Annotated in this window: 11 protein-coding genes and 2 pseudogenes; 11 read left to right on the forward strand and 2 right to left on the reverse strand. The window is 65.8% G+C overall.

The features are described from left to right. Window positions 1-126 precede the first annotated feature (126 nt). Window positions 127-300 (forward strand): annotated as a pseudogene (locus RB628_RS37115) (transposase); the annotation flags it as partial. 85 nt (window positions 301-385) lie between these two features. On the opposite strand, the gene RB628_RS37120 reads toward RB628_RS37115, so the two are convergent. Further along, window positions 386-1,393, reverse strand: a complete 1,008-nt coding sequence (locus RB628_RS37120) for a LysR family transcriptional regulator (protein WP_318325049.1) — start codon at window positions 1,391-1,393, stop codon at window positions 386-388. A 481-nt stretch (window positions 1,394-1,874) separates the two neighbouring features. After that, window positions 1,875-1,997, reverse strand: a complete 123-nt coding sequence (locus tag RB628_RS37125; protein ID WP_318325050.1) for a hypothetical protein — start codon at window positions 1,995-1,997, stop codon at window positions 1,875-1,877. A 125-nt stretch (window positions 1,998-2,122) separates the two neighbouring features. On the opposite strand from RB628_RS37125, the gene RB628_RS37130 reads away from it, so the two are divergent. The 10 genes and pseudogenes from RB628_RS37130 (at window position 2,123) to RB628_RS37175 (ending at window position 11,958) form a co-directional block, all read left to right on the forward strand. After that, a complete protein-coding gene (locus tag RB628_RS37130) occupies window positions 2,123-3,067 on the forward strand; it encodes an aldo/keto reductase (protein WP_318325051.1) in 945 nt (314 codons plus the stop codon). A gap of 18 nt (window positions 3,068-3,085) precedes the next feature. After that, entirely contained in the window at window positions 3,086-4,519 is a 1,434-nt protein-coding gene (locus tag RB628_RS37135) for an aspartate aminotransferase family protein (protein ID WP_318325052.1), read from the forward strand. Next, on the forward strand, window positions 4,513-5,562 hold the full coding sequence (locus tag RB628_RS37140) for an NAD-dependent epimerase/dehydratase family protein (RefSeq protein WP_318325053.1): 1,050 nt from the start codon (window positions 4,513-4,515) through the stop codon (window positions 5,560-5,562). The genes RB628_RS37135 and RB628_RS37140 overlap by 7 nt, the downstream gene beginning before the upstream one ends. Before the next feature lie 34 nt (window positions 5,563-5,596). Beyond that, complete coding sequence (locus tag RB628_RS37145; protein ID WP_318325054.1) at window positions 5,597-6,574, forward strand: UbiA prenyltransferase family protein; 978 nt, start codon at window positions 5,597-5,599, stop codon at window positions 6,572-6,574. Window positions 6,575-6,609: 35 nt separating this feature from the next. Further along, window positions 6,610-7,623 (forward strand): glycosyltransferase family 2 protein, encoded by a 1,014-nt coding sequence (locus RB628_RS37150; RefSeq protein ID WP_318325055.1) that lies wholly within the window; start codon window positions 6,610-6,612, stop codon window positions 7,621-7,623. A gap of 134 nt (window positions 7,624-7,757) precedes the next feature. Next, window positions 7,758-8,762, forward strand: a complete 1,005-nt coding sequence (locus tag RB628_RS37155) for an endonuclease/exonuclease/phosphatase family protein (RefSeq protein WP_318325056.1) — start codon at window positions 7,758-7,760, stop codon at window positions 8,760-8,762. Next, the gene (locus RB628_RS37160) at window positions 8,759-9,787 is read left to right on the forward strand and encodes a lysylphosphatidylglycerol synthase domain-containing protein (protein ID WP_318325057.1); all 1,029 of its coding nucleotides are present in this window, start codon (window positions 8,759-8,761) and stop codon (window positions 9,785-9,787) included. Before RB628_RS37155 ends, RB628_RS37160 begins: the two co-directional genes overlap by 4 nt. A gap of 128 nt (window positions 9,788-9,915) precedes the next feature. Then, window positions 9,916-10,441 (forward strand): annotated as a pseudogene (locus RB628_RS37165) (IS6 family transposase); the annotation flags it as partial. Between the two features lie 340 nt (window positions 10,442-10,781). Beyond that, window positions 10,782-11,396, forward strand: a complete 615-nt coding sequence (locus RB628_RS37170) for a pentapeptide repeat-containing protein (RefSeq protein ID WP_318325058.1) — start codon at window positions 10,782-10,784, stop codon at window positions 11,394-11,396. A gap of 91 nt (window positions 11,397-11,487) precedes the next feature. Next, window positions 11,488-11,958, forward strand: coding sequence for a hypothetical protein (locus tag RB628_RS37175; protein WP_318325059.1), 471 nt, complete (start codon window positions 11,488-11,490; stop codon window positions 11,956-11,958). Window positions 11,959-12,031: the final 73 nt, after the last annotated feature.

Genomic DNA, 12,031 nt, shown 5'->3' on the forward strand with positions numbered 1-12,031 from the left:
TGACCGGACAACGATCAGCACCGATCACCAGTCACAAGATCTGAGGCTGTAGTACAAGAGTCCAGCGTCTCCCTGATCCCTGGAACCGAACAACGAATCGCTCTTGACCTTCACCGGGCAGGAGCCGTGCGACAGCCTCTGCACAGTCCGGCCCATGCGCCCAAACCCTCAACTCCCGGCCCAGGAAGACCGCTTGGCTCGAAGAACCAGCGCCCCGCCACCCGCTACGACGTGGGTAAATCGAGCAGACGCCCCGAGTCGATCGCCGAACGTAATCAACTCAATGCTCGCAAACCATAAAAAACAAGTTCAGAAGCTGTGTCATAATCCCTGAACTGTGGCGTTGTGTGACGGGTGGCGCTGTACCCCACCTACCGAACCCGCGTCACCTTGAAGCCTCGGATGCGTCAATGACTACGCCGAAACCTCGGCTCGTGGCTTCGTGCGCAGCTTGCCGAATGGCTCTGATGGTGGATTCGGAACGTCTTCGCCGCAGCCAGGCGAGGGCGGACGTGGAGGGGGTGAGATCGACCACGTCGATGTATCTGACCCCTGGGCGTGGAAAGTACTCACGGGCGGCCTCCGGCAGAAAACACATCGCTTCTCCGGCGGCCACCGTGTGCAGCAACGATTCCATGTCGGTGACTACGGGCCCATATTGAACGCGGCTGCCGTCGGGGCGGGGATCGACCGCCCAGAAGTCCCACCACAGCCGCGGAACCTGCTCAGGCATGTCGACCACGGGGACGCCGGAGAGTTGAGCCAGGGTGAGCTGGGGCAGGACCGCCAGGGGATGCTCGGCGGAGAGGCAGGCCACTCGTGGCTCGGTGGCCAGGTGGTGCAGTTCGATGTCGTCCGTCACCGGAGGACGGAGGAAGACCACGTCGGCCTCTTGCTGTGCCAGCGCGGCCATGTGATCGCCGAAGCCGAGGTTGACCAGTTGAACGGTTGTCCCGGGGTGACGGTCTTGCAGGAGGCCGAGTACGGCACGGGAGTGCGCCATGGATGCCTCGGCTCCCATGGTTCCCACGACGAGTCGTCCGGAGATCTGTCGCAGCTGTGCGTCGGCGACGCGCCGCAGCCGGTCGACAGCCGCGACCGCCGCTCGGGCTTCGGGGAGCAGGGCCTGCCCTGCCTCGGTGAGAGTGAGCGTCCGGCTCGTGCGCTCCACCACGCGTAACCCCAAGCGTTTCTCCAGCTCCCTGATCTGCTGACTCAGCGCCGGCTGCGTGATGAACAAACGCGCGGCAGCACGTCCGAAATGGAGTTCCTCGCTCAGCGTGAGATAGAGCCGAAGCTGATGAATGCTCGGTTCCTTCGATACGGACGCCCCCACGGAGAAGCCTCCGTTCACTGTCCGACTTGCTGCCATAACGAGCATGTTATCGATCACCACGCATCCTGTGCCCCTGGTCCGATGACACCCCTGTGGTGACCATGTGATAGTCAACGGCGTCACTGATCAGTCTGACGGTCCACCAGCGCGGGGCAGGGCTGGTGACCGACTCCTCCGGCAGCGCCCGGGGCTGCGCGAGAGGGGCGAGAGGCGTCACCGACCTCCCGACAGTCTCACCGGCCGCGGTGCTCGCCGTAGTGCCACTTGCCAGCGCCGACGAGACCTAGACCGTCGCCTGCTGCGGCCCCTTCCCGCCCGGCCGACCGTAAAGGGCCACCGCCAGCGGAAGTGCTGAACCGGATGTCCGGCGCCTAACAACTGATGGGCGCATCGCTCGAAGCTGGGGCCTCCCCAGGCCCGTGCTCCGACGTAACGAGGGAGAAGGTATGCGTGGTATTTCAATGCTCGGTGACCGCCTGTTGAGTGTGGTCGCCCCCAACACCGGCGCTCACGCGCAGTCGTCCGGAGCCCAGGCCTGCTAGATCGAGCAGACCGTCTGCGACCCCCACTGCGCGTTCTGGTACTGGAAGGAGATCTCGTACTGGCGGTGTGACGACGGCTTCCGCTTCACCACTTCGACCGGTTGCACGGCTTCCGACAACTGCTGACCGGTACCGCACGCAGTGAGGGTTTCTATGTACGGCAGGACACCCTCTGGCAACCCAGCTCAGCGCAGGAGATGCAATGCATGAACGTTTCATTAGGGGACAGGGACAGACACTCACCGTGAGCGATCTCTGCCTGGGCAGCATGTACTTCGGCACCCGTGTCGACAGCGAGACCTCCATGGCCATCCTCGACCGGTTCCTGGAAGCGGGCGGGAACTTCATCGATACCGCCAACACGTATGCATTCTGGGAACCGGGGGCCAACGGCGAGGAAAGCGAGACCCTGATCGGCCACTGGCTCAAGAGCCGGCGCGCACATGAGCGGGTCGTAATCTCCACCAAGGCAGGTGCCCGACCTTCCGGTCCAGGCGAGTGGCCGGCCAACGCAGAGGGCCTGTCCGGCCCTGTTCTGCGAGACCAGTTGAAGGCCAGCCTGCAACGCCTCGGTGTCGACCGGATCGGCATCTACTACGCGCACATCGAGGACCGGAGCACCCCGGTGGAAGAGACAGCGCAGGCCTTCGCGCGCCTCGTCGAAGAAGGACTGATGGCGGTGCCCGGGTGTAGCAACTATCCGGCCTGGCGCATCGCCGAGAGCCGGGAGGCCGCTCAGCGTCACGGTTGGCCCGATTTCCGGTGCGTCCAGCAGATGCACACGTATCTGCAGCCGCTGGGAGGCGGTTTCTTTCCTGGCGGGGGGCAGCGCTACACCACCGACGAGTTGCTCGACTACGGAAGGGCGCACCCGGAATTCACCCTGCTCGCCTATTCGCCGCTGCTGTCGGGAGCCTATACGCGAGAGGAGCGCACAGTGCCGGACTTCTACCGGCACCCCGGGCTGCCTCAGCGTATGCGCACCCTCATGGAGGTCGCCGCGGAACTCGGTGCCACACCGAACCAGGTGGTCCTGGCCTGGATGATGCAGTCCGAACCAGCCTGGCTGCCGGTTCTCGGCGTAAGTTCAGTGGCTCAACTCGACGAATGTCTCGGCGCGCTCGACCTGGTCCTCAGCGAGGACACCCGAATCCAACTCGACCAGGCCGGCATCACGTCGGCCGCATAAGCAGAGGAGAAAACCCATATGGACGGGGACACACCCGGTCTCATCACGATCGAGGACGCGGAGCGACTCGACATCGATCAAGTCCACGATCTGTACGAGAAATACGTGAGCAGCAGCCAGGTCTCTCTCATGACCTCCTTCGGCTTCGGACGGGAACTGGTGGAGTCCGCCGAAGGGTCCTGGATCAGGATGCGGGACGGTCGCCGCATCCTCGACTTCTCCGGAGGCGTCGGCGTCCTGAACCACGGGCACAACCACCCGCGCATCCTCGCCGCACGCGAAGAGTTCTCCCGGAAACACCGGATGGAGGTGCACAAAGCGTTCTTTTCCCCCTACGTCGCGGCGCTGAGCCACAACATCGCCTCCCTGCTGCCGGAGGATCTCTCGATCTCGTACTTCCCCAACTCGGGCGCGGAGGCGAACGAGGGAGCCATCAAGATGGCGTACAAGTACCACAACGGCACGCGCAACACCATTCTGCGAGCCGACATCAGCTTCCACGGGAAGACACTCGGAGCAGGCAGCCTCACCGGTTCGACGGAGAACGCCTTCCAGTTCCCTGGACTGCCCGGCGCCGCCATCTACCCGTACGGAGACGTGAACGCGGTACGCCAGGCCGTCCGCACCCACCGGACAGCCGCTGGCGGCTGCGACGTCTACGCCATCATGGTGGAGCCGTACAGCGCTTCGACGCTGCGGTGCTGGGACGAATCTGCCCTGCGCGCCATCCGCCGGCTCTGCGACGAGGAAGACATCGTCCTCATCTTCGACGAGGTCTACACCGGATGGGGCAAGACGGGCAGTCTCTTCTACTTCATGCGCCACGAAGGGCTGGCACCCGACATCCTCGCCTACTCCAAGTCGCTCGGCGGCGGCAAGGCTTCGATATCCGGGTACACCGCTCGCGAGCGCATATTCCGGCGAGCGTACGACCGGCTGGCCGATGTCATCCTGCATAGCACGACGTACTACGGCTTCGGCGAGGAGACGGCTTCCGCTATCGAGGCGGTGAACGTGGTCGTCGAAGACGACTTTCCCGGGCGTGCCAGGAAGCTGGAGGAGTTGCTCGTCCCCGGGTTACAGCGGATCGCAAAAGCGCATCCCGACGCCGTTCGAGAAGTGGCCGGCACTGGCGCGCTGCACGGGGTGTTCCTCAACGGCGGACCCCGGCTCCTGGGCCTGGCGTCGAGGCTGGCCCCGGGATTCTCCGGCGACCCGCAGTTCCGTACGAAACTCGTCACGCTGTCGGTGATCGCGCACCTCTACCGCGAGCACAACATCATGACCTATTACAGCCCGAACGGTGCCAACCCCCTCATGGTGGCCCCGTCTCTCATAGCCGGCCCCGACGAGGTCGAGTACTTCCTCGACGCACTGGACAGCACCTTGAGCAAGGGCCTGTCCCGCCTCCTCACCTCGTTCGTCCGGGAGAAGGTGACCTCCCGGTGGTGAAACGAATCGTTGTGACGGGTGCTGCGGGAATGCTCGGCGCCCACCTGGTGCGGCGTTTGGCGTCCGAGGGCTGGTCGGTGACCGGTGTCGACGTGCGCCCCACCGAGGAGCCGGACGGATCCGTCCTGCACATCGTCGCAGACGTGCGGGACCGTGCCGCCATGAGCGCCGCCGTGGCGGGCGCGGATGCGGTCGTCCACTGCGCCGCCGCGCTGCCCAGCTATCCCGCAGAGCAGATCCGTTCGATCATCGTCGAGGGCACCCGCACGGTACTCGGCCAGGCGGCCGCCGCCGGCGTGGAACGCCTGGTGTACATATCCTCGACGGCTGTCTACGGGCTGCCCACAGTCGTGCCCACGCCGGAAGAGTATCCGCGGTCACCCATGGACGAATACAGCCGGGCCAAGGCTGCGGCCGAAGTGGTGGCCGAGCAGTTCAGGTCGGCCGGCAGTTGTGTCTCGATCCTCCGCCCCAAGACCTTCCTGGGGCCCGGCCGTATGGGCCTGTTCTCCATGCTCTTCGAATGGGCCGAGGAAGGCCGCAACTTCCCCGTGCTCGGCCGCGGCGACGTGCGCATCCAGATGCTGGCCGTGGACGACCTCATCGACGGGGTTCTGGCCGCTCTGCACGCCCCGGAGAAGGAAGCGAACGACACGTACAACCTGGCAGCTGCTGAATTCCGCACCATCCGCGATGACTTCCAGAGTGTGCTCGACGCCGCCGGACACGGCCGAAGAGTGGTCTCGCTGCCCGCCCGGCCGGCACTGCTGACGCTGCGGCTGCTGGAACTGAGCCGGCTCTCGCCCGTGTACGGCCGGCTGCTGCACAAATTGATGGCGGATTCGTACGTAAGCGTCGACAAGGCATCCGCCAAACTCGGCTTCAATCCCAAGTTCTCGAACCGCGATGCGATTCTGCGCACCTACGACTGGTGGCAGGAGAATCGGATGCTCCAAGGCCCCGGAAACCAGGCCCGCAGCGGCAGAACAAGTCGGGATCCCTGGAGGCAAGGCGCACTCTCCGCTGCCAGGGTCTTCTTCTAAGTCTCTGACGAGGCCTGTCTGTGGGGGGATCGCTGTGAAAGAAGTCGGACGCACCGAGCTGATGACAATCGACCTGAACTCGCCGATCGACAGGGCCTACCCAGTACAGGAGCGCAGCCTCGCCCGTGGGCTGGTCCGGCTGATGCGCCCGCATCAATGGCTGAAGAACTTCCTGGTAGTGCCGCTCCCGCTGATGGATGCGGGCGTGTGGACCTCGGCCAAGCTGTGGCACGTGTGCTGGGCTGTCATGGTCTTCATCGCCGCCTCCTCCCTGGTCTACACGGGCAACGACATGGTGGACCGGCATCGCGACCGGGCACATCCGGAAAAGCGGCTGCGGCCGATCGCGTCGGGCCAGGTGCCGATGGCCTTCGCGGCGGTGCTGCTGGGGACTCTCATGGTGGTGCTGGCCGCGCTGCTCGCCGTGGTCCGGCCGACGCAGTGGTGGCCCGTGCTGGCCTACCTGGTCCTGAACGTCGCCTACAGCAGGGGCCTGAAGCACATTCCACTGCTGGACGTGGTCATCGTGGCGGTCGGCTTCCAACTGCGGCTGGCGCAAGGTTACGTCGCGATCCATCAAGGGCTGTCGGCATGGCTCCCGGTAAGCCTGCTGGCGCTCTGCCTGCTGCTGATACTGGGGAAGCGGCGCAGTGAGATAGCTGTATCCGGTACCAGCCATCGCCCTGCCTTACGGGGCTATTCTCTGCCCTATCTAGACCAGCTGATCGGACTCACCGGGGCGCTGGTGTGCGTCGCGTTCCTCATTTACATCAACACCGAGTCTCCGCTCGGTCCGTTCCGTGCTTCCGGAGCTCTTCTCTCCACGCCGTTCGCTGTTCTGGCGGTGTTCCGGTATCTCCAGATCGTCATGGTCCAAAGCGGCGGCGGCGAACCGGTACGAACGCTGTCCCGCGACTACTTCATGCTGCTCAACGCATTTCTCTGGGCCCTGACCCTGGCAGTTCTCAACGTGCTGGCCCGTTATCCGCACATCATCGGTTCACTCTCATAGAAGTCCAGGTGGTCTCCGTGAAAGAGGCACCACTGGTGTCTGTCATCATTCCCAACTACAACTATGCCCGGACCCTCTCCCTGTGCCTGGAGGCGGTGCGGAAACAGACCTACCCCGCCGTCGAAGTCATAGTCGCCGACGATCACAGCACGGACAATTCCGTAGCGGTGGCTCAGCAGGCCGGCGCCCGGGTCGTTCAGACTCCGAGGAGAGCCAGCGGCTGCGCGGAGGGCCGCAACACCGGAGTCGCCCATGCGCACGGCGAGGTGCTGTTCTTCCTCGACTCCGATGTCGCACTCGAGCCGGACGCTGTCGAGAACGCCGTGGCGATCCTCGCCGCCGACCCCGCTGTCGGCGCCGTGTGCGGGGTCTACCACCCCGATCCCCTGGTGGTCGACAGCAAGGTCGAGGAGTACCGAAGCCTGCAACTGCACTACTGGCAGGTCACCTCGGAAGGCAGCGTCAGCAACATGTACCCCGCCATGACGGCGATGCGGCGGTCGGCCTTCGACGCGGTGGGCCCGTTCAATCCCCGGCTCAAGCAGACCGAGGACGCCGACTACGGGCACCGCGTGTCGCAGCGCTACACACTTCTGCTGGACTCCAAGGTGAGCGGCAAGCACGATCACGACGACAAGCTGTCCACCCTCCTGTGGAAGGTGTACACGCGCACCCGCCTGCGCATCCCGCTCTATGCTCTGCGTCGGCGCTTCGCCAAGGGCTTTGAGACCGCAACGCGCGGCTGGGGCTGCATCGCTGCCTTCGCGACCGTACCGGCGCTGATTGCGGCCACTGTCCTTGGCCCCCTGTGGCTGGTGCTGCCGGTGGTCCTGTTCGCGTTCTCAGTGGCAACCGACGTCGGAATGTACCGTTTTGTCTGGCGTCGCCGCGGCAGCCGCTTCCTCCTGTTTTACGTAGCCATGCAGTACCTGGCGAACATCACCATCGCCTCCGGCCTGGCCGTGGGCGTGCTGCAGTGGCTCACCTCTCGTTCCTTCCGCAGGCTGTACGACACTCTCCAGCTCGAACCGCGGCGAGCGGGCGTGTGATGTCGACTATTCTGAGCACCTCCAGCGCAGCTGCCGCTGACGGCTCTCCGGCTGATTCGCAGCCTCGTCCTCGCTGGCGTCCTTGGACCCGGTTGTTGTTCGGGGCAAGTGCCGCGTGGTTGCTCTTCTGCCTGATGCACCTGCTACTCAGCGGGCGTTACTGGCTGTGGCTCCTGCCTGCCATCGTGCCCCCGATCCTCTTCTTGGTAGTCCCGGTACTGCTGCTCGCCCTGACACCTCTCGCCCGGCCGGCGTGGCGGCCCATTGCCGCCATGACGGTGGCCGCGCTGCTGCTCGGTGTACCTCTCACCGGCTTCAACGTTAAGGGTCTGGGCGGCGGGCGGGCGTTGGGACCCGGCAGCGTGCACGTGTTCTCGTGGAATACCGAGTACTGGGATCAGGACAACGCCCCGGCCCGCTTCTACGACTTCCTCAAGCGGCAGCGGGCGGATGTCTATCTCCTGCAGGAGTACATCAACTTCGACGAGCACACCAACCAGGTGACGCGGATCAACGACCTGGCGCGCCTGCACCATGAGTTCCCCAGCTACCACATCGTCACCCGCGGCGAGCTGGTGACGATATCCCGCTACCCCGTTGTGGCACATCCGCTGGTAACGCCCGACCGCTACACGGCCGACGAGGGTACCCAGGCGGGCTGGCTGCCGTACTTCGAGCGGGCCAAGGTGCTCCGCACAGATCTGCGCATCGGCAGCCGCGTGATGTCGTTCTACAACGTGCACATCCCTGTGCAGTTCGACATGTCGAAGAAGCCCTACGGGGGCACCTTCTACACCGCCATGCATCAGAAGGCGGGAAGCCGCCGACAGCAGTTCGCGGCCCTGACCCGGGAGATCCGCACCGGTGACCGCCACCTGCTGGTGGCCGGAGACTTCAACACCAGCCCCGCGATGGGTGAACTCAGGCGGGTCAAAAAGCTCGGCCAGGACGTCACGGAGGCCGGTGGACCGCTGTACCCCGTCTCCTGGCCAGCGGACGGCGCCGTCACCACGTGGCGGCTGGATTGGGCGTTCGTCCGCGGCGGGCCGCAACCCCTGCGCTACCGGCTGCTGGATCCCGTCGGGCTCTCGGACCACCGAGCGCAGGACATGTGGGTCAATGTGGGCGGCCACCAATGACGCGAAAACTCTGGACATCGGCCCTGCGGCTGATCGGCTATGGCGGCGTGGTGCTATTCATCACCTGGCAGTTGTGGCGACAGCGCGGAGACCTGGTGGCCGGGATCGCGGCCGTGGGCTGGGCGCGTTGTGTCGTGGCCGAAATGCTCACGGTGTGCGGTCTGTGGCTGGGGATGCTGGGCTGGCGGATGCTGCTCAACACCGGCGGCTCCCGGCTCCCGCTCGGTACCGCCGCCCGTCTGTTCTTCGTCTCTGGCCTGGGCAAGTACGTTCCCGGCGGGCTGTGGCCCGCTCTGGCCCACGCACACCTCGCCCGCACGCTGCGCCTGCAGCCAGCCAGACTGGCCATGACCTTTCTCGGCAGTGTCGCGCTGTCCCTGGTGGCGGGCCTCACGGTGGGCTTGCTCGCGGTACCGCAACTCGCCGTCGCCAACTCTTTGTGGTGGGTGGTGCTGCCCCTGTCGATCGTGGCCCTGGTGCCCCTGTTCGTGCCGCGAGTGGTGCGGGCTGGCGCTGGTGCGGTGCGGCGCGTCACGCGCCGCACCGGGGGCTCCGTCGAGCTTCCCAGCCGGCGCACGGTCATCGGGGCTCTGGGCACCATGTGCCTGGGCTGGGTGGTCACCGGAGCGCACGTCCTGGTACTCGCGGACGGGCTCGCCCCGGACTCGCTCCACCTGGCGCCACTTGTCGTCGGAGGATTCGCCCTGTCCACGGTGGCCGGCGTGGCGGCCGTGCTGATGCCAGCCGGGCTGGGGGTCCGGGAGGTCGTCCTCACGCTGGTCCTGGGCGCCGTCCTGGGCGGCGGAGCCGTCATCACCGTCGTGGCCCTCAGCCGCATCCTCATGACCTGCGCCGATCTCCTAGCTGCCGCAGCCGTCAACTGTGTGGCGTCCTTGCGCGGACAGCGGATCGCTACCTGTCTCTCCCCTCCGCCCGCAGGAACTCGCTCAGGCGGCACGCGGTGGGCCCGAGTAGCCGTACGGGCAGGGAGCGGATCGTGGTGGCGTAGTACAGGGCGGCGGTGAGTTCGTGCAGCGTGCCGACCCCGCCGCCCATCGCCACGACCAGGTCCGCGTCATCGAGGTAGGCGTGCAGCCGGCATTGTCACGTTGACTGAGCGTCATGAGATGATCTTGTGGTTGATCGCGTCTGGATGGGATCGCCCGTGTCGTCCGCGTCGCCGTCGTACAAGGGGCACCGGTACCCGGTCGAGATCATCTCGCACTGCGTGTGGCTGTACTTCCGGTTCCCGCTCAGCTTCCGCGAGGTCGAGGAGCCTCATGCTGGAGCGCGGCGTCGTCGTGTCCTGCGAGAGCATCCGCCGCTGGTGCCTGAAGTTCGGGCAGGCCTACGCCAACTCCCTGCGTCGCCGGCGCCCTCGCCCCGGCGACAAGTGGCACCTCGACGAGGTCTTCATCAAGATCAACGGCGAGCAGAAATAACTGTGGCGGGCCGTCGACCAGGACGGCAACGTGCTGGACATCCTCGTGCAGAACCGACGCGACAAGGCCGCGGCCAGGCGATTCTTCCGTGGCCTTCTCACAAAGACGGGTACGGTGCCGCGGGTGGTCGTCACCGACAAGCTCCGCTCCTACGGAGCCGCCCACCGCGAGGTCATGCCCTCGGTCGAGCACCGCTCCCACAAAGGCCTGAACAACCGGGCCGAGAACTCCCGACTGTTCTTGAGTTAGCTCAGGCTCGGCGGCGTCCACGCCCTGGCCGGCCTCGCCGACGACGCCCCCGACGACAGCCTGCGACAGACGTGTATCGACGTTCTGTGCGCCTACCTCCAGCTCCCCTTCACCCCAGATCCGGGTGACGACCCCGCATACCAGGAGGAACATCACCTCTACCTGGCCCTCCGCAAGGTCCGGCATACAATCCTGCGCCTCATCGGCGACCACTACCGACGCTCCAAGGGAACCCACCGCTCCTGGCAGGGCTGCGACCTTGACCTCAGTGGCGTCACCATCGACGGCTACATGGATTTTGAGGGTGCGAGCTTCTCCGGCGGCGGGTGTGTCCTTCCTCGCCGCGACGTTTGCCGACGGCGAGGTGTCGTTCGACCGTGCGGTGTTCTCCGGCGGCAGGGTGTCCTTCCTCGCCGCGACGTTTGCCAGCGGCGGCGTGTCGTTCCGCCGTGCGGCGTTCTCCGACGGCGCGGTGTCGTTACACGGCGCGAGGTTCTCCGGCGGCGCCGTGTCGTTCGACCGCGCGGTGTTCTCCGGTGGCGAGGTGTCGTTCCGCGACGCGAGGTTCTCCGGCGGCGTGGTGTCGTTCTTCTCTGCGACGTTTGCCGGCGGCGGGGTGTCGTTCCGCCGTGCGGCGTTCTCCGACGGCGCGGTGTTCTTCAACCGCGTGACGTTCGCTGACGGCGGGGTGGAGTTTGTCGGGGCGGCGTTCTCCGGCGGCGCGGTGTCGTTCAACGACGCGACGTTCTCCGGTAGTGAGGTGTCGTTCGGCGGCGTGGCGTTCGCCAGCGGCGGGGTGTCCTTTCGTAGAGCGAGGTTCCGTGACGGCGAGGTGTCCTTTACCGACGCAACGGGTCCAGCTCCCACTGAGCTCCTCGCTGCCGTCGGCACTGCTTCTGGGACAGTCGTCCTTCCCCCCACTTGGCTGCCCCTGAATCCATAGGAAGAGGGGGTGAAAACGGTCCTCTACGCCACCTGATCTGATCGGCGACCAACAGACCTCGTTCTCGACCCGAACTCGAAGGGAGAAGCCGGTGACACCGCCCGTCCCCGAGTACATCTCGCCGCTGCGGTGGCGGTGGATTCTGCTGATCACCCGGCGCCGGGAGGTGCGGTTTCTGTACTGGCCGCCGCGACGTCCGACCGGGCACCGGGACCTTCGGATGTTCGACCGGGACGGGTACGACGTCGGGCGGCTGGTGTGGGTGGTGTGCGATACCTGCCGCGTCGGCAGTATCAACAAGATTTCCATCGACCCCGATTGCCAGCGTCAGGGACTCGGGCGACGCATGGTTCTCCAGGCGCTTGCCGACGGCCCCGGTTACACCTGGCAGACCACGGGGCAGGCCCCGGAGGCCAAGCAGTTCTTCCCCGCCCTGGAGAAAGAGTGGGGCGTCGCGTTTCCCCAGGACGGCGGAGTCTGCGAGCACCTCGCCTCCCCGCCCGGCTACAAGCTGCCTCCGCCCGGCCGTCGCCTGCGGCCGGTCCTCCTACGCAACGCCTGACGGAGGGTCATGTCCCGTCGAGTGGTGTAGCCGATCAAGTGGCGGTCGTGTTGGTGGTGTTGGGTAGTGCGGG

Origin of the sequence: Streptomyces sp. ADMS (assembly GCF_033441795.1) — a bacterium.
Taxonomy (GTDB): Bacteria; Actinomycetota; Actinomycetes; order Streptomycetales; family Streptomycetaceae; genus Streptomyces.